Below are 20,733 nucleotides of genomic sequence, written 5' to 3' on the forward strand. Positions count from 1 at the left end.
GACTATCTTTCCGATGCGCCGCGTATTGTAACCGGCTTCAGTCTTTCTGGGAGCCTTCTGAAGGCTTTTCTTCACCAGAAACCGAAGATTCCGCCTGAGCCGGCACATTCGCGGCCGGAACCTGGGCTGCCGGGACCGCATCGGCCTTCGGGACGGCCGGCAGCTCGCCCGCCGGAGCCGCCGGAGCAGCCGCTGCCGGGGCGGACATCAGACCCAGATCCTGGTCGGCTGCCGGACGGGTGCCGTGACCGGCATACCAGGCCATGAAGAGGCTGATGCCAAAGAACACGACAGCCAGCCACTTGGTCGACTTGGACAGGAAGTTCGAGGCGCCACGCGCACCGAACACCGTACCCGAGGCACCAGCACCAAAGCCCGAACCTGCCGCCGCACCCGAGCCACGCTGCATCAGGATCAGCGCGATCATGGCCACAGCGACCAGCACGTAGACGACATTGAGGATCAACATCAGCATTGGAAACCGCCCTCGGACAATACTTCTAGGATTAGTTCGCGGCCGCCGCCCGTGCGATGGCCAGGAAGTCCGCGGCCACCAGGGAGGCGCCGCCGACCAGCCCACCATCGACATCCGGCTGCGCGAACAGTTCCCCGGCATTGTCGGGCTTCACGCTACCGCCGTAAACAATGGGCAGTGAATCGGCAATTCTAGCATCGATACGCGCGACTTCGCCACGGATGAACGCGTGCACCTGCTGCGCCTGCTCCTTGCTGGCGGTACGGCCGGTGCCGATGGCCCAGACCGGCTCGTAGGCGACCACGGCGTTGGCGAAACCGGCCGCACCGACCAGTTCCAGTACCGGCGCCAGCTGGCTGGCGATGACCGTTTCGGTCTGCCCGGCCTCTCGCTGTTCCAGGGTCTCGCCCACGCACAGCACCGGGACCAGGCCGGCATGCTGGGCAGCGGCGAACTTGCGCGCGACCAGCTCGCTGCTTTCATGGTGGTACTGGCGGCGCTCGGAATGGCCGACCAGGCCATAGCGGGCCCCGACCTCGACCAGCATGGCCGCGCAGACTTCGCCGGTGTAGGCGCCCTTCTCGTTGCTGCTCACGTCCTGTGCGCCAAAGGCCAGGCCGGTCGCGCCGAAGTCCTCGACCAGCTCGCCCAGGTACGGCAGCGGGGGCAGGATCACCACGTCCACGCCCTCCAGCGGCAGCCCGGCGGCCACCTGCCCCAGCAGTTCATTGGCGAATTGACGGCTGCCATGCAGCTTCCAGTTTCCGGCGACGATCTTGCGGCGCATGAGCGGGTGGCTCCTGTGTGAAGTCAGCCGATCATGATACCCGTTGCGGCAAAAATCCGTTTCCTTGTAAGCGGTTACATGGATTTTCAGCCAACGGCGCAGCCCCTCGTGGCGGAGGGGGGGGCGGGGTTTGGGTGGTCGCGGAGAGCCCGGCTAGATCTGGGGCTTGGCCGGGCGGGTAGGACTGCGCAGGGGGCGCTGCAAGTACGTCCATGTAAGCTCGATCGCCGCATCCATGCGGCTCACGCCCCTGCGCAGCCCCACCCGCCCGGCCTCTGACACAGTCCGGCGGTTCCGCCCGCCACGGAAAGAAAAAAGAAGAGCAAGAGCAAAAGCGGCATTCCGGGTGCCCTGCCCCACTTCGATCTGACAGATCTCATCCACGCATGGCGTGGATCTACCGTGTCGACCAAGGTCGATACACACCGGGAATCGCGATTTACCCGCCGTCACCGGGAAGCTGTCGGGGGTGGGGCGGTGTGAGTTGGCAGGTCCGTTGGCGCCATGGGCCCGAGGCATGCCTCGGGCGGGTTGGGCAGGACGCCCAACCCCGGTCTTGCCGTGTGCGCAGGACAGCGCACACGAGCAAGGCGCCATCGAGCCCCCAGGGGTGAGGGCGCTTTGCTTGCGAAGCACTGCTTCGCAAGCGCCCGAACGCACAGCCGCCAGCGGCTGGGCCGGTCTGGGGGTTCACGGCGTGTCCTGCCAACCCACGCCGCCCCGCTCAACCGGCACGAATCCAGAGCCGCCTTGGCTTTGGGCTTGCCGGCCAGCGGCCGGCACTACCGCGGGCGCAGGGTGCGACCCTGCAAAAAACAAGGCCGCCTTTCGGCGGCCTCACTTTTCTTTACTTCAGCTTGATCTCGCGCAGGCGTTCCTCGAGGAAGCCGTGGGCGGTGATCGGCTCCGGGTACCGGCTCGGGTTCTCCGGGGTGATGCACGAGGGCAGCACGTCGATCAGGAAGTCCGGGTTCGGGTGCAGGAAGAACGGCACCGAGTAGCGCGGCTGGCGCGCCAGCTCGCCCGGAGGATTGACCACGCGGTGGATGGTCGACGGATAAACATGGTTGGTCAGGCGCTGCAGCATGTCGCCGATGTTGACCACGATGGTGTCCGCGTCCGAGGTGAACGGCACCCACTCGCCGTCGTGCGACTGCACTTCCAGGCCCGCGGCACTGGCACCCACCAGCAAGGTGATGAAGTTGATGTCGCCATGAGCACCGGCACGAACGTTCGGGATGTCGTCGGTGGTGATCGGCGGGTAGTGGATCGGGCGCAGGATCGAATTGCCGAAGTTGGTCTTGTCGGCAAAGAAATTCTCCGGCAGGCCGATATGCAGGGCGAGCGCCGACAGTACGCGCGACCCCAGGTTGTCCAGCGCCTGGTACAGGCCGTACCCCCGCTCGCGGAAGCCCTCGACTTCGGTCGGCCACAGGTTCGGCGCCATCACGTCACGGTACTTGGAGTCGTCCGCGATCTCGCGGCCGATGTGCCAGAACTCCTTCAGGTCGAAGTGCTTGGAGCCCTTGGCGGTCTCCACGCCGAAGGGGGTATAGCCGCGGGCCCCGCCGCTGCCAGGCACGTGGTACTTGCGCTTGACCTCTTCCGGCAGGGCGAAGAAGGCCTTGAAGGCATCGTAGGCAGCGTCGATGTCGGCCTGCGGGATGCCGTGGTTGCGGATGCCCGCGAATCCCCATTGGCGATAGGCCGCGCCCAGCTCGGCCACGAAGGCCTCGCGGTCGCTGTCGAAACGGGTGATGTCGAGGGTGGGGATCTGGCTCACAGCGGTTCCTGGCTTGTCATTGGGTCTGGGGGGCCAGCGCATTCATGGCCCGCCTGAACATTGTGACAGATCGCCCGGGGGACGCCACTCGATACGAAGAAACAAACCGATACAATGCGCGACCCGCGCGCGGATTAACGCTTCCGTCACGTGGGGCCCGACCTTTTCCCCGCTCCCTGAATCCGCTTCGCCATGTCTGCAGCCGCCCCTGCCGCACCCGCCCTTGAAGGTTCCACCCGGCGTTGGCGCCGGCTGGCCTGGTGGTCGCTGTTCGTCGCCGGCAATGCGGTCCTGGCTGCGGCGATCGCACTGGGCAACGTGCCGCTGCGGGACAATCCAGGCGGCAGCGCGGGCCTGGCCTACCTCGCGATCGCCCTGCCCGGCCACCTGCTCGCGTTCGGCGCGCTGGCCGGCCTGCTGCCGTTGCTGCTGGGGCTGTGGCCACGCACTGCCCGTACGCTGAGCATCAGCGCCGTTCTCCTGCAGGGCCTGTGGCTGTGCCTGCTGCTCGTCGACGCCAAGGTGTTCACCCTGTACCGCTTCCACCTCAACGCCATGGTCGTGAACATGGTGTTCGGCGGCGCCCTGCAGGACCAGGTCGCCCTGTCCTGGAAGACCTGGCTGCAGGTCGCGCTGCTGGTCGCCGCGGTCTTCGCCGCCGAAGGCCTGCTGGCCTGGGCGTGCTGGAAGCTGCTGCCGGCAGTGCCGCGCCGGCGACGGGTGCTGCAGGCGTGGGCAGCGGTCGCGCTTCTGATGGCCGGCGGCCAGGTGGCCACCGCCTACTACGACGCCCGCGGCGACCGCGATGTGATCGCGCAGTGGAACTACCTGCCGTGGGCGCAACCGATCACCGCCAAGAGCTTCATGCGGCGCCTGGGCGTGGTCAGCCAGCAGCAGGCCGGCCTGCCCGACCCGCGCCATGCGCAGCTGCAGTACCCACTGCACCCGCTGCGCTGCCAGAACCCGCATCGTCCCAATGTGCTGATGGTGGTGCTGGAATCGCTGCGCCAGGACGTGCTGACACCGCAGCTGATGCCCAACACGTCGGCGCTGGCGCAGGACGCGCGCGTGTTCGACCAGCACTTCAGCACCGGCAATGCCACCCGCTACGGCCTGTTCGGGCTGCTGTACGGCCTGCCCGGTGGCTACTGGCCAAGCATGCTCGACGAGCAGCGCGGCTCGCAGCTGTTCCAGGTGCTGGGCCAGCAGGGCTACGACCTGCACCTGTACGGCAGTGCGCCGTTGTACAGCCCGGAGTTCGATCGCACGGCTTTCGCCGATGTGCGCGACCAGCTGCACCAGGGTTCATCGGCACTGAAGTCCGACGGCCGCGACCGCGCGATCATCAGTGCACTGCAGCAGGACATCCGCGCCAGCCAGGCGGCGCAGCGCCCGTGGTTCGGCTTCGTGTTCCTCGACTCCACCCACGCGCCCTACCACATGCCCGATGGTTACCCGCCCGTGGCGACGCCGATGGCTGCGGACATCGACTTCCTCAAATTCGGCCCGGAGCACGACCCGACGCCGGAACTCAACCGCTACCGCACCGCCGTGCACTACGCAGACAGCCTGATCGGCTCGCTGCTGGACGACCTTCGCGCACAGGGCCTGGCCGAGGACACCATCGTGCTGGTCACCGGCGACCATGCCGAAGAGTTCAACGACCTCAAGCTGAACTATTGGGGCCACAACGGCAACTTCTCCGACTACCAGCTGCAGGTCCCGTTCGTGCTGCATTGGCCAGGCAGGGCCGCTGGCCGCGACGCCCGCACCAGCTCGCACGAAGACTGGGTACCGACACTGATGCGCCACGCGCTGGGTTGCGAGAACGCACTGACCGATTACAGCACCGGCCAGGACCTGCTGGCCGAACCGCAGGGCCCGCGTGCGCTGGTGGTCGAAAGCTGGTCGCAGCGCGCGATACGCCATGGCGACGCGATCTACGTGTTCGACAAGTTCGGCAACGCCACAGCGCTGGACCGGCACTACCTCCCGCTGCCCCAGCAGGCCCCTGATGCGGCTGCCGTACGCACTGCATGGGAAGCGTTGACCCGCTTCCGCAATCGTTGACCTTCAAGGATCGATCCCGCATGAACCGTCCGCTGCGCATCCTGCACACCGAAGCCGCCAAGGGAATGGGCGGACAGGAGATCTACATCTTCCGCCACATGCAGGTGATGCGCGCGCGTGGCCACGAGGTGGCGCTGCTGTGCCAACCCGAAGCGCGACTGGCCAAGCTGGCACACGACGACGGTTTCACCGTGCACACCCTGCGCATGGGCGGCCTGCTGCGTCTGCTGCGCGGCATCTGGTCGGTCTCGCGCCTGGTGCGCCGCGAACGCTATGACGTGGTCAACACCACCAGCCGCCGTGACGCGCTGATCGCCGCCGCCGGCGCACGCCTGGGCGGCACGCCGCTGGTGGTGCGCTCGCGCCACCTGATGAGCCCGGTCAACTCGCTGCTGACCTATACCGGCCTGCCGCACCGGGTGCTGACCGTCAGCAGCTTCGTCAAGCAGTTGCTGGCCGAGCGCGGCATTCCGGCCGAACACATCGGTATCGTGCCGCCCATCGCGGTCCCGCCGCGCTGGAGCGAGATCCGCAAGGACGACCCCTGGCAATGCCTGCAGGAGGTACGCGCGGAAGTGCGCGCCGAGCTCGGCTTCGGCGAACAGGACATCGTGGTCGGTTGCGTGGCGGTGCTGCGCGAACCCAAGGGCCACGCCGACCTGCTGCAGGCGATGGTGCCGCTGTGCAAGACGCACCCGAACCTGCACCTGGTGGTGGTCGGCGATGGCCAGCCGGTCATGGATCGACTGCAGGCGCTGCGCGACGAGCACGGGCTGCAGCAGCAGGTCCACCTGCTCGGCTATCGTGACGGCGCGTGCCGGCTGATGGCCGGCTTCGACATCTTCGCGCTGGCTTCGCACAAGGAAGCGGCCGGTACCGTCTTCCTGGAGGCCGCCTATGTCGGGGTGCCGATCGTGGCCACGCGCGTGGGTGGCGTGCCGGAAATGGTGGTCGATGGCAGCAATGCGATCCTCACCCGGCTGGGCGACAATGCAGCCCTGACAGGCGCCCTGCGCCTGCTGGTGGACGATCCGGAACGGCGGCGGCAGATGGGCCGCGCGGGCTGGGACTGGATGCGCAGCGCGCACCGGTTCACTCCCGACGGCCACGGTGAGACCACCGAATACTATTACCGCCAGTGGCTGAAGGAGCTGGGACATGGCTGATGCCCGAACCGTACCGGTGCTGATGCACCACCACGTCAGTCCGTCGCCGGGCATGATCACCGTGTCACCGGAAAATTTCGAAAGCCAGATCGCCTGGTTGGCCGGCAACGGCTGGACTTCGCTGACACTGGACCAGTACGCCGGCTTCCTGGCCGGCAAGCCGGTGCCGCGCAAGTCGATCGTGATCACCTTCGACGATGGCTACCTGGACAACTGGGTGTATGCGCACCCGATCCTGCAGAAGTACGGCATGCACGCAGTGGTGTTCGTGGTCACCGGCTGGATGGGTGAAGGCCCGGAGCGGCCCCACGCGGGGCTTGCCGGGGCAGTGCTGCCTGCCACGCCGGACCACCGCGGCTGCGAAGCGGCGATCTACCAGCAGAACCGCAGCGACGACGTGATGATGCGCTGGAGCGAAGCGCGCGCGGCCATCGCCGCCGGCACCTTCGAAGTGCATTGCCACACCCATACCCACACCCGCTGGCTGCGCCGCGACGACCTGGACCGCGCACAGCGCCGTGCGGGCCTGAGCCACGATCTGGCAGTCTCGCGCGAAGTCCTGCGGGACAAGCTCGGCGAGGTGTCCGATACGCTGTGCTGGCCTTACGGCGATTTCGACCAGGACCACATCGAGGTGGCGCGCGAGCACGGCTTCCGCTACCTGCACACCACCCACCCGTTCGGCCGCAACGTGGTCGGCGGCGATCCGGAACGCATCTACCGCTTCGCGATCCGCAACCGCCCGGCCAGCTGGCTGCGAAAACGCATCGCACAGAGCTACAACCCGCTGATCGCACCGCTGTTCAATGGCTTCAAGGCACGCCAGAAGAAGATGGTGCCGGGGCCGTAGGCAGCCCAACGCCTTGCCCCTTCAACGAAAACGCCCCGGCATTCCGGGGCGTTTTCGTTGGGCTGATGTGCAGCGGCCTCAGGCGGCGGCTTCACGGACCGCCGCGGACAGGCGGTCCAGCGTGTCCTGCATCAGCGTTGCATCATCGGCCTCGACCGTGACACGCACCACCGGCTCGGTACCGGACGGGCGCAGGAACGCACGGCCACGGCCGGCCACCGACTGCTGCGCGTCGGCCAGCGCGGCCTGCACACTGTCGGCCTGCACCGTTGCCTTGGCCGAGACATTGCCCAGCCGCACGTTGACCGTCTTCTGCGGCACCCGCACCAGTCCCTTCAATGCCTGGCGCAGGGTCTGCCCGCTGTTGCGCAACGCCACCAGCACCTGCAGCGCACTGACGATGCCGTCACCGGTGGTGGCCCGATCCAGGCACAGCAGGTGGCCGGAGGCTTCGCCGCCGAGCACCCCACCGCCTTCGATCAGCGCCTGGTGCACATAGCGATCACCGACGTTGCTGCGCACGAACGGAATCTGCAGATCGGCGAAGGCCTTCTCCACGCCGTAGTTGCTCATCAGCGTGCCGACCACCGGGCCGCGCAGGCGGCCTTCGGCTTTCCATGCGCGGGCCAGGATGTAAAGCAGGTCATCGCCGTCGACCGGGTTGCCCTGGTCGTCGGCCATCAGCACGCGGTCGCCGTCGCCGTCGAAGGCAATGCCGAGATCAGCGCGGGTTTCGCGGACCTTGGCCGCGAGATTGTCGATATGGGTGGAGCCCACGCCGGCGTTGATGTTGACGCCGTTGGGCTCGGCGCCAATGCCGATCACCTCGGCACCCAGCTCGCGGAACAGCAGCGGTGCGATCTGGTAGGTGGCGCCGTGCGCGCAGTCCAGCACCAGGCGTACGCCACGCAGGTCGAACGCGCGCGGCACGCTGGCCTTGCAGAACTCGATGTAGCGGCCGACCGCCTCGCGGCCACGCGATGCCTTGCCCAGCTTCTCCGATTCGACGGTGGTGAACGGAACGTCCAGCGCCGCTTCGAGGGCAAGCTCGGTGGCATCGTCGAGCTTCTCGCCCTGGGCGGAGAAGAACTTGATGCCGTTGTCGTAGTGCGGGTTGTGCGAGGCGCTGATGACGATGCCGGCATCCACGCCCAGCGTACGGGTCAGGAACGCCACCGCCGGAGTCGGCATCGGCCCCAGCAGCTGCACGTCGGCACCGGCGGCCACCAGGCCGGCTTCCAGTGCCGCCTCGAACATGTAGCCGGAAATGCGGGTGTCCTTGCCGATCACCACGATCGGCCGGCGCCCGTCCTGGCCGCGCTGGGCGACCAGTACACGGCCCAGGGCGTTGCCCAGGCGCAGCACGAAGTCGGCCGAGATCACGCCCTGGCCGACCCGGCCACGGATGCCATCAGTACCGAAGTACTTGCGGCCTCCCATCATGCCACCTCCGGCGCCGGCTGACGGCCCAGCATCGCCAGCAGGTCGGACAGGCGGTCACGCAGCTCGCGGCGGTCGCAGATCTGGTCGATGGCACCGTGCTCCAGCAGGAACTCCGAGCGCTGGAAGCCTTCCGGCAGCTTCTCGCGCACGGTCTGCTCGATCACGCGCGGGCCGGCGAAGCCGATCAGCGCCTGCGGTTCGGCGATGTTGATGTCGCCCAGCATCGCAAAGGAGGCCGAGACACCACCGGTGGTCGGATGGGTCAGCACCGAGATGTACGGCAGCCCGGCTTCACGCAGCTTGCCCAGCGCGGCCGAGGTCTTGGCCATCTGCATCAGCGAGAACAGGCCTTCCTGCATGCGGGCGCCACCGCTCTGCGAGAAGCACACGTAGGGCGCACCGATCTCGACCGCGGTTTCTGCGGCCAGTGCGAAACGCTCGCCGACCACCGAGCCCATCGAGCCGCCCATGAAGGCGAAGTCGAAGGACGATGCCACCAGCGCACGGCCCTTGAGCAGGCCGCGCATGGCGATCAGCGCGTCGTACTCGCCGGTGTTCTTCTGCGCGATCTTGATGCGCTCGCTGTACTTCTTCTGGTCCTTGAACTTGAGCAGGTCGGTCGGCCCCAGGCGCGCACCGATCTCGGTGGTGCTGTCGGCGTCGAAAAGGGCGGCCAGGCGCGCGCGCGCGCGGATCGCCATGTGATGGCCGCACTTCGGGCAGACTTCCAGGTTCTCTTCCAGTTCCGGACGGTACAACGCGCTGCCGCAGTTGCTGCACTTTTCCCACAGGCCCTCGGGGACACTGCGCTTCTTGCTGGGGGTGTTGTCGGTGCGGATGCCGGACGGCATCAACTTGCTGAGCCAACTCATGCGGGAGGACACTTCCGTTCAGGGCGGCCCAGGGGCCGCAAAGGCGGACAGTCTAGCTCCGCTTTCCCCGCCCGTGCACCCCCTTTCCAGCCGCGGGGCAGCCGGAAAAAACCATGCTGGGACGTACGTTTAGGTGCTGGGCGGTACCCGCCGCTGGCCGGCAGCCCTTGCACGCGAGCCATCAGGAGGAGGCCGGCCAGCGGCCGGCAGTCCTGTTACGCGTCCAGCGCCTGCCGCAGCGGGGCGAGGAAGGCCCGGGCGCGCTGCACCGCGTCTTCCGCCGAGCCCGCTTCTGCCAGCGCCGCCACCAGCGCGCTTCCGACCACCACGCCATCGGCCTGGCGGGCCATGGCCGCGGCACTGGCGGCATCCTTGATACCGAAGCCCGCCACTACCGGCACCGATGCGCGCGCGCGCAACGCCTGCAGTCGGGTACTGGCGGCATCGCTGTCCAGGCGCTCGGACGCGCCGGTGACACCGGCAAAGCTGACGTAGTAGAGATAGCCACGGGCCAGCGCCAGCAGCTCGTCGGCTCGCGCCTCGCTGGTGGTCGGCGACGCCAGCAGGACCAGCGCAAGGCCGGCTGCGTCGAACGCCTGCTGGGCGTCGCCCGCTTCTTCCGGCGGCAGGTCGACCAGTAGCACGCCGTCCACGCCGGCGTCGACGGCGGCCTTGGCGAAGGCCGCGTAGCCATGGATCTCCACCGGGTTGAGGTAGCCCATCAGCACCACGGGGGTCTGCGCATCGCGTTCGCGGAACTGCGCCACGGCCTGCAGGACGTAGCGGCTGCCGGCGCCGCGCGCCAGCGCGCGCTCGGAGCTGCGCTGGATGGTCGGGCCATCGGCCATCGGGTCGGAAAACGGCACGCCCAGTTCGATCACGTCGGCGCCGGCCTCGACCAGTGCGTGCATGACCGGCACGGTCGCCTCCAGCGAGGGATCACCGGCGGTGACGAAGGGAATCAGCGCCTTGCGCTGCTGTTCGCGCAGACGCAGGAAACAGGCATCGAGTCGGGATACGGGCATTTCAGGCACATCCTTCAATCAGTTCAATCGCATCGCTGGTTCCCCAGTACATCCGGGTGACCTTCCCTTCAAACAGTTCCAGGCGGATGCCCAGGTCCGAACCCGGGTCCTGCCAGGTGAGGTACTCGCCCTGGTCACCGTCGTAGGCATGCGGGCTGGATACCGGCGGCTTCGGGAACTGTGCCATGGCCTGGGCACGGGTCATGCCGATGCGCAGGCCGAATGGACCGGGCTGTTCAACCGGCAGCTCCGGGTCGTCGCCCGGCTTCAGATCAAAACGGACCACGCGGTCGTCGTCGGTCATCATCGACACGCCCGGCGGCAACCCCCTGCCGTCGTAGTACTCGCAGTCGCCTTCGAAGAACTCTTTCGCGCCCTGTGCCTTCCAGGGCCCCAGTGACTTCAGGTCCCCCATGTGCTGGCCGACCAGCACTTCGCCGGCATGGTCCAGTGCCACCGAGGCGACGGCGGGGGCGTTGTCGCCGTTGCTCTCTTCCGCAGACGGCGGATCGACGATCGGCGTACGCGCCATCGGGTCGAGGTCATCGTTGGCGGCCGGCTGCTGTGCGGGCTGCGCGGTGGCTTTGGCAGCCGGCGCAAGCACTGGCGGTTCCGGCGGCTGGCACGCGGCCAGGCCCAGCACCAGCAGAAGCACCCCGCTGTTCCGCAGCAGCGCGCTCACAGCACCAGCCCTTCGCGCGCGGCGATGGTGTGCACGTCCTTGTCGCCACGGCCGGACAGGTTGCACAGCACGATCTGGTCACGCGGACGCTCACGCGCCAGCTTGATCGCCTGTGCCAGTGCGTGGCTGGACTCCAGTGCCGGCAGGATACCCTCGGTATGCGCCAGCAGGTGGAAGGCCTGCAGCGCTTCTTCATCGGTGATGCCGAGGTAGCGCGCACGGCCGGTATCGGCCAGGAAAGCATGCTCCGGGCCGACGCCCGGATAGTCCAGGCCGGCCGACACCGAGTGGGTCTCGATGATCTGGCCGTCGTCGTCGCACAGCACATAGGTGCGGTTGCCATGCAGCACGCCCGGCCGACCGGCGGCGATCGATGCGGCGTGGCGGCCGGTGCCGATGCCGTCGCCGGCGGCTTCGGCGCCGACGATCTCGACCTGGCGATCGTTGAGGAAGGCGTGGAACAGGCCGATGGCGTTGCTGCCGCCGCCGACGCAGGCGGTGATCGCATCGGGCAGGCGGCCATACTCGGCCAGCATCTGCTCGCGCGCCTCGCGGCCAACGATGGCGTTGAAGTCACGGACCATGCGCGGATACGGATCCGGGCCGGCCACGGTGCCGATGATGTAGAAGGTGTCCTGCACGTTGGTCACCCAGTCGCGCATCGCTTCGTTGAGCGCGTCCTTCAGGGTGGCCGAGCCGGAGGTGACCGGCACCACCGTCGCGCCCAGCAGCTTCATGCGGTAGACGTTGATCTTCTGCCGCTCGATGTCGGTGGCGCCCATGTACACCACGCATTCCAGGCCCAGGCGGGCGGCAACGGTGGCACTGGCAACACCGTGCTGGCCGGCACCGGTCTCGGCGATGATGCGCTTCTTGCCCATCCGCGCGGCCAGCAGCGCCTGGCCGATGGTGTTGTTGATCTTGTGCGCGCCGGTGTGGTTCAGGTCTTCACGCTTGAGCAGGATCTGCGCGCCGCCGACATGGTCGCTCAGGCGCTGGGCATGGTAGATCGGGCTCGGCCGGCCCACGTAATGGGCCAGGTCGCGGTCGTAGGCAGCCTGGAATGCCGGGTCCTGACGGGCCTGGTCATACGCCTGGGCCAGTTCCTGCAGCGGACCCACCAGGGTTTCGGCAACAAAGCTGCCGCCGTAGCGGCCGAAATGGCCCTGGGCATCCGGGAAGGCGTGGTAGTCGGCAATGGGGGAGGCAGACATGGAAGCGACCGCTGGTTCGAGACAGGTGGATACTCTAGCGCACGGGTCTTGACCGGAAAATGGATATTATCTGGCGCATATCGTCAGGAAATCTCACATGAGCCGTTCCCTGCTGCCGCCGCTCAATGCGCTGCGTGCGTTCGAGGCCACCGCCCGTCTCGGCGGCGTTGGCCGCGCCGCACACGACCTGCATGTCACCCACGGTGCGGTCAGCCGCCAGCTGAAGCTGCTGGAAGACCATCTCGGCCTGGCGCTGTTCCAGCGTGCCGGTCGCGGCCTGCGCCTGACCGCTGCGGGCACGCGGCTGCAGGCAGCGTGCAGCGAGGCCTTCGGCGGCATCGAAGACTGCGTGCGCGAACTGCGGCGGCCGGCGGCGGCCCCGGCGCTGGTACTGGGCTGTAGCGGCAGCGTGCTGGCGCGCTGGATGATCCCGCGCCTGCCTGCGCTGCAGGCCGCCCTGCCCGGCGTGCGCCTGCAATGGTCAGCGCTGGATGGCAGCTTCACCGAGGCACAGGCGGCACTGGATGCGGTATTGCTGCTGGCGCAGGGGCCGTGGCCCCGCGGCTGGCAGGTGCGTGAGCTGGCCCCGGAACGGGTCGGCGTGGTGGTGGCCCCCTCGCATCCGGCCGCGCAGCGACTGCGGCATGTACCGCCCTCGGCGCTGCTGCAGGAAACGCTGCTGCACACCAGCTCACGGCCGCAGGCGTGGCCGGCGTGGGCGCAGGCGCACGCTATGGACCCCGCGAAGCTGCAGCTGGGTACGGCCTTCGAGCATCTGTACTACCTGCTGGAGGCAGCGGTGGCCGGGCTGGGCCCGGCGATCGCACCCGAGCCACTGGTGGCCGAGGACCTGGCCGCCGGGCGACTGGTCGCGCCGTGGGGGTTTGCCGCCACCGGTGGTTTCTGGGTGCTGGCGCGACCGGACGGACCACCTGATGCGCGCGTGGATGCGCTCGCCGACTGGCTGGGCCAGCAACTCCGCTGACAACAAAAAGGGGACGGAGGGAATTAAGTCGCAAGTGGCACAAACGACTTAATTCCCTCCGTCCCCTTTTTTCAGCTGGCGGTCGGTGTGGCCAGGCGCTGCTGCAGGTCTTCGCGCAGGCGCGACAGCTCGACTTCGGCCTGCTGCCGCTGCTGCATCCCTTCGCGATGGATGCTGCGCACTTCTTCCACCGTGGCGATCAGCTGGTCGTGCACATGGCGCAGCGTGGCCACGTCGATCACGCCGCGCTGGTTGCTGCGCGCGGTATCCACCGAGGCCTGGCGCAGCAGGTCGGCATTGCGGCGCATCAGTTCGTTGGTGGCGTCATCGATGGCCGTGGACAGTTCGACCGCAGCCTTCTGTTCGCCCAGCGAGAGCTGGATGGCGAACTGGCGCTTCCACGACGGAATGGTGATGTCGCGGACGGTGTTGAACTTCTCGATCAGCTGCAGAGCGTTGGCCTGGATCAGGCGGATCATCGGCAGCGACTGATCGGCGGCGTGCTGCATCAGCTGCAGGTCGGACACGCGCTTCTCGATCAACCGGATCGCATTGTCGATCTCGCCCTGGCGGATGCGCTGCTGGGGGTCCTCGCTGGCCTGCCCGGCCAGCTGTTCGGCCTGCAGTTCGGCCAGCCGCTGCTTGCCCGCTGCCGCATACAGGCCGAGCGCACGACGTTCTTCGCGGACGATATCGTGCATGCGGTCGAACTCGCCCACGCGCTTGCCCATCAACGCCTGCTGCACGCCGACGTCGGCCAGCAGCTGTTCGATCTGCGCGTTGGTGTCGCTGAACTTCTGCACCAGCTCGCCCTTGGAGGCGCGCATGCGGTCGATCAGGCCACCGATCACCGGCACCTTCGAACGCTGGGCGAAGCCATCCAGCTTCAGGCTGCGCGCGATGCGCACCACCTCGCCCAGCTTCTCGCCACTGGCATCCAGGTCACGATTGCGCACCTGGTCCAGCAACTGGCTGGAGAACGCGGCGGTGCGCGTGGCCGCCTCGCGGCCGAACACCTGCAGGTTGCCCGGGCGCAGATCGTCCAGTTCCAGACGGATCTCGGCGATGCGCGGTAGATCCTCGCGGACCAGCCCAAGCGCCTGCAGTGCACCTTCGTCGAGCGCAGTGGCGGTGGTCGTGCCGGGTACGAGGGCACCGGGGGTCTGGCTGTCCTGGGTCATCGGGCAGTCTCCTTGCAGTTGGGTAAGCGGCAGCGGCGGCCGGCTCAAGGCAGTCTAGCCTGAGCCGCGGCCACCTCGTCATCGATCTGTGCGTGCAACGTGGCAGCCTTGCCAGCCAACGCAGCGCCCGCAGCGGCCTGGCCCGCCACTGCAGCCTGCCGCCAGGCCGGCAGCAGCACGTCATGGATGCGCGCGAAGCGTTGCAGCAGCATGTTGTCCTGGTCCTGCAGCAGCTGCCATTGACCGGCTTCCAGGCGGCGCAGCGAGGCCAGCCGGCGAAGATGGTCCAGCCGATGCGACAGCGCGGCCTGACCGGCGCTATCCAGCGTCGTCAGCCGCGACGCAGCCAGTTCGGCCCAGCCGTCCAGCGCCGCGGCCGCCGCGGAATGCTCAACGATGGCCATGGCCCGCAGCTGCATGTGCTGCTGCAGGTGCTGGGCCTGCTCACGCGCCTGCAGGGCCAGTACGCCCAGCTGCGACTGCAGCGCGTGCCCTTCTGCTTCGCGAGCGACATCGCGCCCCAGCAGCCGTCCCCACCAGCCTTCCTGCTGCCGGATCTGCGCCGGGTTGCCGGCCTGCAGAGCCAGCGCGATGCGCGCAAGCGCAGCCACCAGGCGCTCGCCCGCATCCGGTGGCAACGGCGCTTCGCGCCGCGCCAGCGCCTGCAGCAACGGCGCACCATAGTCGGCCAGCGCAGCGACATCGACCGTATCCGGCAGCATCGGTGGCGGCAGTGGCACGCGCGTGGTCACGGCAGCGGCGGCGGCTTCGGCGTGGATGCCGGCATGCCATCGCCGTCTTCCGGTGGCAATGACTCGCCGTAGAAGTGGCGCATCAGCGCCTCATCCAGCGCCCGCTCCTCCGGCGTCGCGGCGCGGCGCACGCGCGCGCGCTGCGCCACCACAGCGCTCGGCGTGCCCCGCTCGACCTGCTGTCGCGCCCAGCCGGCGAACGCGGCCAGGGTCTGCGACACCTGCACCTGCTGCGCCTGCGATGCCGCCAGCAGCTCCACCAGCGGCGCCAGGCCCGCCTGCAGGTCTTCGGCCAGGGGCGTGGCCGGCACGCTGGGGGCTGCCACGACCGGCGCCGGCGCGGCGGCGGGACGCGCCTCTGAAAGGCGATGCAGGGCCTCCAGCAGCGCCGGCCACGGCGCCGGGGCCGCAACGGGGATCGCTTCTGGCGCGGGCGGTGGCAGCTGCAGCGCGGTGGCGATATCGGCCAGCTGCGCCACCACGCGCCCGCCGACATCGCTGTCGTCGGCACCCATGGCCTTGTTGCGCAGGAAGTCGCGCTTGATCTGCGCCCAGCGCTGCGCCTGCGTGTCATCCAGTACGCCGCGCAGTTCGGCCAGCTTCAACAGGTTCTCTTCGGCGCCGGTGGTCAGCAGCTGCGCCTCGCCCAGGTAGTGGTCGGAGATCAACTGCTGCAGTTCGTCCTCGTTCATCACCGGGGAGATCTTCTCGGCCAGCTTGTTCATGTTGCGGTAGCTGCCCTGCAGGCGGAACGGCGGCTCGGTGCGGTAGCGGTCGTCCTGTGCGGCGCTGGCGATGTACTGCTGGTTGACCCGGTAGACCACGTCGCGCACACGCAGCATGCGCTGCAGGGTGGCGGTGATCTCGTTGATCTCCGCGCTGCTGTAGGCGTGGCTGAGGCTGTTGGTCGAGACCTCCTTGCCCATCGCGCGGTCGACCAGCACATACAGGTCGGCCATGTCGCGCGTAGCCAGCGGCGCCAGCACCGGATTGGAGGTCAGGCTGTTCTCGATGTAGCTGAGGGTGAAGGCGGCCTCCATGCCACCGAGCACGTCACCGAGGTTGTAGATGTCGGCACGGTTGGCCAGCATGTCCGGAATCTTGAACACCTCGCCGGACTCGGTGTACGGGTTGCCGGCCATCACCACGCAGAACTTCTTGCCGCGCATGTCGTAGGTGCGTGTGCGACCGCGCCACACACCCTCGATACGGCGGGTGCCATCGCACAGCGAGATGAACTTCTGCAGGAACTCGGGATGGGTGTGCTGGATGTCGTCCACATACAGCATGGTGTTGTTGCCCATTTCCAGCGCCAGGTTGAGCTTCTCCAGCTCCTGCCGCGAGGTCGCGTCCGGTGCCTGGGCCGGGTCCAGCGAGCGCACCTCGTGGCCCAGCGCCGGGCCGTTGATCTTCATGAAGACCAGGCCCAGCCGGTGCGCCACGTATTCCATCAGCGTGGTCTTGCCATAGCCCGGGGGCGAAATCATCATCAGCAGGCCCATCAGATCGCTGCGCTTGTTCTCGCCGACCGTGCCCATCTGCTTGGCCAGGTTGTCACCGATCACGCCCAGGTAGACATCGTTGATCAACTTGTTGCGTACGAACGAGGACAGCGGCCGCGCCTTGAACTCGGAAAGCCGCAGGGTCTCGCGCTCGCGACCGATGATGCCCTGGCGCAGCGCCTGGTAGGCATGGAACGCTGGCACGAAATGACGCAGGTGCTGCTGCAGGCGCGCCAGGAAATCATCCAGCGATACCACCAGCGTGCCATTGCTGATGCGTGCGTGTTCACCCAGCAGGCCATTGACCTCCGCCTGCAGTGCGGCATCGCTGGTACGGGTGCGCAACTGGCGCTGCACCAGCAGCAACGCGGCGGCTTCGTCGACATAGCCGGCATGCTGGGCATGCGCCGGCATCCGCGCCACTGCGCGCAGCCACTGCCCAGCCAATGACCAACGCGTAGCCAGTGGATCCTGGCCGCGCTGCAGGGCACGCTCGACCGCCTCACGCTGCCCCGCCTGCTCCAGCTGCTGGGCCAATGCCTCCAGCAGCGCCACCGCGTGGCGGCTGCTGCTGAACACCGGATCGCCCGCCGCGAGTTCTTCGCCCAGATAGGCGGATGCAGCCTCCGCGGCATCGGCATCGAACGGCAACGCGTGGGACTGCGCATACGCCAGCAGCGTCTCGGCCATTTCTGTGCGCAACGCCAGACGCCCTTCGTCGGACCCCAGCAGGCGTGCCAGCGCCTCGGCGCCCACCTGCCGCGCCGGCCATTGCGCCACCGCTTCGCGCCGCTGCTCGGCGGCCCAGAACAGCAACGCCAGCGCACGCACCCGCGGTGCATGGCGCAGGCTGCCGGCCGCCTGCTGCAAAGGCAGTAGCGCACGCAGGATCAGTGCCGCATCGTGGTCATGGATGCCGCGCTCGTAGCCTTCGCGATAGCGTGGTGCGGCAAACGCACGCACGCGCTGATCCAGCGCTTCCGGATTCGCGACGTCGTGCTGCAGCGCAGCCAGATCGAGGCCGTCGCGCCCCTCCTGCGCGGCCAGCAGCAGGCTGCCGGCCAGGTACTCGCCGCGATACAGCGTGGGCGATTCCGAGTCGAGGGTGACCGGCCAGAACGGCTTGAGTGCGTCCAGCTCCGGGTCGTGCAGGGTCTCCAGGAAGTCGGTGCCGGTCAGATGGATGGCCAACGTATCGCCACGCGGCAACAGGGTCAGGTCCAGTGCCTGCGTATTGACGCTGAAGCGATGGCGCGGGCCCAGCCGCACCACGTTGCCGCCGGCTTCGTACAGGTCACTGCGGTCGCGCAGCTGGCGCACCGCCTGGTCACGCACGCCCTTCAGCCGCGCCTCGATGTCGTCGGCCTTGACGTTGTCGTGCAGCGTGCGCAGGCGCTCGGCCAGCTCACGCAGCTTGAGGATCAGCGGATCGCCGGCAAAGAACGCGTTGAGCTCATCGGCGGTGGCGAAGCGCTCGGTGCGCCTGGCCAGGCCGTCGAGGATCCGATTGGCCGCATCCAGTACCGAACGCGCCTTGCGCTGGCGGTCATCCAGCAAGGCCTGCTTGTGCGTTTCGAAGGCCTCGACCAGCTCTTCGCGCTTGCTCAGGATGTCGCCGAGGAACTGCTCGTGTTCGCCGAACTGGCTCTCCAGTTCTTCCAGCTGGACCAGCAGGCGCGACAACTGCTCGTCGGCACGTTCGGGGTCGGTGGCCAGCGCCAGCGCGCTGGTGATCGACTGCGAGAACAGCGCGAACTGGGCGGCGAACTGCGCCACGGCCTCGGCCGAACCGAGTGACCTGCGGCGCTGGTCAGCACGCGCGCGCGCCTGGTTGAGGCGACCGTACAGCACCGAGATCGACTCGACCACGCGGGTGCGGGCAGTGGCATCGTCCACCTTCAGGCCGGCCATCAGCTCGGACAGCATGTCCAGGTCGGACGCCATGCCACGCAGGCCTTCCAACTGCTCGTCCAGCTGGCGCGCCGTCTGTGCCTGCTGCGCGGCATCGTCCAGCGCCTGCAGGCGCGTGGCCAGCGGCGCCAGCGCCTCCTCGCCGGCGAGGAAGTCACCGGTGGCGGCGCCAACACGGTCCTGTGCCTCCACCAGTTCGACGGTCATCGTCTCGATGCGCGCGGTGTCGATGTAGCGCAGCTCGCGGAGGGTCAGCAGCCGCCCGCGCAATGCGGTGATCGCGTTGAGGGCCTCGACGAAGGCCTGCACCTCGCTCCAGTTCTGCGGTTGCAGCCGGCCCAGCAGCGCCTTGTGCGCGGCCTCTGCCTCGACCATCGCCTGCGCTGACTGCTGGCGGATCGACTGCACCTTCTCGTACTCGTCCAGCACCGATTCGCCGGTGGCGCTGATCTGCCGCAGCAGCGCCTCGGCGCCATCGCAGGCCTCGTCGCCCAGCCAGTGGTGCGCATCGAACAGGCGCCGGGTATCGGCCACCAGTCGCTGGTAGCGCTGTACCGACACGTCCTGGCCTTCAATCTCGCGCGCCAGGTTGAACAGGTTGGAGATGCCGCGCACCAGCTCGGCGTTGCCGATGCGGCCCATGAAGGTGTTGCCGGGCGGTCGGCTGGCGGCAAACTCGTCACTGCTGAACGGCGTCTGCCAGACCTGCATCGGATGGATGCGGGTAGGTTCGCTGCCCTCGGCATGGAACAGCACCATGCGCCCGTCCTGCATCAAGGCGTAGCCATGGCCGAACACCGGGTTCTGCAGCACGCGCTGGATGGTGTTGTAGACGAACAGCGCCGAGCGCCCGCCTTCGCGCTCGTAGAAGATGTACAGCACGTCCTCGCCGTTTGGCGAACGGATGCTGCGCTTGAACTGCATGCCGGCCATCGAGGCATCAAATGCCTTGTGCTCGCCGCCCTGCAGGTAATAGCCACCCGGGAAGATCACGCCATGGTCTTCGGGCAGCTGCACGCAGGCCTGCACGATCGCATCATTGCGCACGATGCCGCCGGTCAGCGTGTTGTAGATCAGGCCGCGCCATTCGGTCTCGCGGTACGGCAGCACCTTCAGCAATACCAGTGAGCCGACCCGGGCGAACTCGAACTGGGCGTCGTCCAGCGACTGCGTGCTGTCCTCCACGGGTTCACTGTAGATGCCCTGTCCGGTTTCGGTGTTGTTTTCGACCTTGATGGTGAGGTCGCCACCGGTGGTCTCAACGAACAGGGTGTCGAGGATGTTCAGGTGCGAGTGGCGGCCGTTGACCGCGAGGTCGCGGGTCGCCCGGGTCCATTCGAAGTCGAACGGCGGCGGCAGTGCGATATCGCGCTCACCGCGCGCATCCAGGTAAGTCAGCTCGCCCTCGCGCGACAGCGCCCAGCGGAACACGCGCACGTCGCTGCTGCGCTCGCCGATCTGGAACGAGGCCAGCAGCTTGTCGCCGACCACGATCAGCTGCAGCAGGCGCGCGTGCTTGTAGTAGGCATACAACTCGTTGAAATCGTGCACGAAGCCGGGCTGGTCGAGAAAGCTGCCCTTCAGCTCCAAGGCAGCGACGTCGTAGCCATCGCTGCCCTGCACCAGCCGGTACAGGCCGAACACATCCTCGATGCGGGTCTGGGTCTTCAACCCGATGAACACGTTGTAGCCGAACAGCAGGCGGTCCGGGCCCACCTGCACGATGTCACGGCCGACGCAGTTGTTGTCGCTGCGGATGCGGAAGCGCCCGACCACCTCCAGGCGGCTGTCGCCGAACTCGGCCAGGCGCTGGCGGTTGAGTGTTTCGGCCAGGCCCTGCAGGCGCTGGCCCTGCTCGGCCAGGCGGCGGCGCAGGACTTCGTAGGCGCCGCCCTGGGCGACAGCCTGGTCGACGGTGCTGCCGCCGGCCTCCGGCGCAGTGGATTCGGCGGACGGATGGGTTTCAGACATCAGCAGGTTTCCGGCTCACGGGCGGACGGCCGCGGTTGCGGCCGGCGCGGGCGGGCGATGGCGG

15 protein-coding genes are annotated in these 20,733 nt (G+C 67.9%); 4 read left to right on the top strand and 11 right to left on the bottom strand.

Annotated elements, in window-relative coordinates; genetic code table 11:
* Window positions 1–37: 37 nt before the first annotated feature.
* From secG to ACS0OT_RS13985, 3 genes are all read right to left on the bottom strand, one after another.
* Window positions 38–475 (bottom strand): preprotein translocase subunit SecG, encoded by a 438-nt coding sequence (gene secG, locus ACS0OT_RS13975; RefSeq protein ID WP_065179767.1) that lies wholly within the window; start codon window positions 473–475, stop codon window positions 38–40.
* 31 nt (window positions 476–506) lie between these two features.
* Complete coding sequence (tpiA, locus tag ACS0OT_RS13980; protein ID WP_005417939.1) at window positions 507–1,262, bottom strand: triose-phosphate isomerase; 756 nt, start codon at window positions 1,260–1,262, stop codon at window positions 507–509.
* Window positions 1,263–2,109: 847 nt separating this feature from the next.
* A complete protein-coding gene (locus ACS0OT_RS13985; RefSeq protein WP_049414703.1) occupies window positions 2,110–3,087 on the bottom strand; it encodes an isopenicillin N synthase family dioxygenase in 978 nt (325 codons plus the stop codon).
* A 150-nt stretch (window positions 3,088–3,237) separates the two neighbouring features.
* Between ACS0OT_RS13985 and ACS0OT_RS13990 the strand changes: the two genes are divergently transcribed.
* From ACS0OT_RS13990 to ACS0OT_RS14000, 3 genes are read left to right on the top strand one after another with little or no spacing between them, the layout of a single operon-like run.
* The gene (locus tag ACS0OT_RS13990; protein WP_164092919.1) at window positions 3,238–5,115 is read left to right on the top strand and encodes a DUF3413 domain-containing protein; all 1,878 of its coding nucleotides are present in this window, start codon (window positions 3,238–3,240) and stop codon (window positions 5,113–5,115) included.
* A gap of 20 nt (window positions 5,116–5,135) precedes the next feature.
* Window positions 5,136–6,281 carry a glycosyltransferase family 4 protein gene (locus tag ACS0OT_RS13995; protein ID WP_065179154.1) on the top strand — a complete coding sequence of 382 codons (1,146 nt, stop codon included), beginning with the start codon at window positions 5,136–5,138 and terminating at the stop codon, window positions 6,279–6,281.
* Window positions 6,274–7,131 (top strand): polysaccharide deacetylase family protein, encoded by an 858-nt coding sequence (locus ACS0OT_RS14000; RefSeq protein ID WP_134955820.1) that lies wholly within the window; start codon window positions 6,274–6,276, stop codon window positions 7,129–7,131. The genes ACS0OT_RS13995 and ACS0OT_RS14000 overlap by 8 nt, the downstream gene beginning before the upstream one ends.
* A gap of 78 nt (window positions 7,132–7,209) precedes the next feature.
* Here ACS0OT_RS14000 and glmM read toward each other — a convergent pair whose 3' ends face one another.
* From glmM to trpB, 5 genes are all read right to left on the bottom strand, one after another.
* Window positions 7,210–8,571 carry a phosphoglucosamine mutase gene (gene glmM / locus ACS0OT_RS14005; RefSeq protein ID WP_065196991.1) on the bottom strand — a complete coding sequence of 454 codons (1,362 nt, stop codon included), beginning with the start codon at window positions 8,569–8,571 and terminating at the stop codon, window positions 7,210–7,212.
* Entirely contained in the window at window positions 8,571–9,446 is an 876-nt protein-coding gene (gene accD, locus ACS0OT_RS14010) for an acetyl-CoA carboxylase, carboxyltransferase subunit beta (RefSeq protein WP_005417947.1), read from the bottom strand. The genes glmM and accD overlap by 1 nt, the downstream gene beginning before the upstream one ends.
* Before the next feature lie 215 nt (window positions 9,447–9,661).
* Window positions 9,662–10,471: a tryptophan synthase subunit alpha gene (trpA, locus tag ACS0OT_RS14015; RefSeq protein ID WP_164092917.1), complete on the bottom strand. Its 810-nt coding sequence runs from the start codon at window positions 10,469–10,471 to the stop codon at window positions 9,662–9,664.
* A 1-nt stretch (window position 10,472) separates the two neighbouring features.
* A complete protein-coding gene (locus ACS0OT_RS14020; protein ID WP_005417951.1) occupies window positions 10,473–11,153 on the bottom strand; it encodes a hypothetical protein in 681 nt (226 codons plus the stop codon).
* The gene (trpB, locus tag ACS0OT_RS14025) at window positions 11,150–12,367 is read right to left on the bottom strand and encodes a tryptophan synthase subunit beta (protein WP_005417953.1); all 1,218 of its coding nucleotides are present in this window, start codon (window positions 12,365–12,367) and stop codon (window positions 11,150–11,152) included. The genes ACS0OT_RS14020 and trpB overlap by 4 nt, the downstream gene beginning before the upstream one ends.
* A gap of 97 nt (window positions 12,368–12,464) precedes the next feature.
* On the opposite strand from trpB, the gene ACS0OT_RS14030 reads away from it, so the two are divergent.
* Complete coding sequence (locus tag ACS0OT_RS14030; RefSeq protein WP_235649403.1) at window positions 12,465–13,352, top strand: LysR family transcriptional regulator; 888 nt, start codon at window positions 12,465–12,467, stop codon at window positions 13,350–13,352.
* A 71-nt stretch (window positions 13,353–13,423) separates the two neighbouring features.
* On the opposite strand, the gene ACS0OT_RS14035 is transcribed toward ACS0OT_RS14030, so the two are convergent.
* The 3 genes from ACS0OT_RS14035 to ACS0OT_RS14045 are packed head-to-tail and all read right to left on the bottom strand — an operon-like array spanning window position 13,424 to window position 20,669.
* Window positions 13,424–14,533, bottom strand: coding sequence for a toxic anion resistance protein (locus tag ACS0OT_RS14035; RefSeq protein ID WP_065179156.1), 1,110 nt, complete (start codon window positions 14,531–14,533; stop codon window positions 13,424–13,426).
* Window positions 14,534–14,577: 44 nt separating this feature from the next.
* Window positions 14,578–15,285, bottom strand: coding sequence for a cell division protein FtsY (locus tag ACS0OT_RS14040; protein WP_065179157.1), 708 nt, complete (start codon window positions 15,283–15,285; stop codon window positions 14,578–14,580).
* Window positions 15,282–20,669 (bottom strand): DNA repair ATPase, encoded by a 5,388-nt coding sequence (locus tag ACS0OT_RS14045; protein ID WP_164092916.1) that lies wholly within the window; start codon window positions 20,667–20,669, stop codon window positions 15,282–15,284. Before ACS0OT_RS14045 ends, ACS0OT_RS14040 begins: the two co-directional genes overlap by 4 nt.
* Window positions 20,670–20,733: the final 64 nt, after the last annotated feature.

The organism is Stenotrophomonas maltophilia group sp. RY12688, assembly GCF_052149045.1.
In the GTDB taxonomy this organism is placed as follows: domain Bacteria; phylum Pseudomonadota; class Gammaproteobacteria; order Xanthomonadales; family Xanthomonadaceae; genus Stenotrophomonas; species Stenotrophomonas sepilia.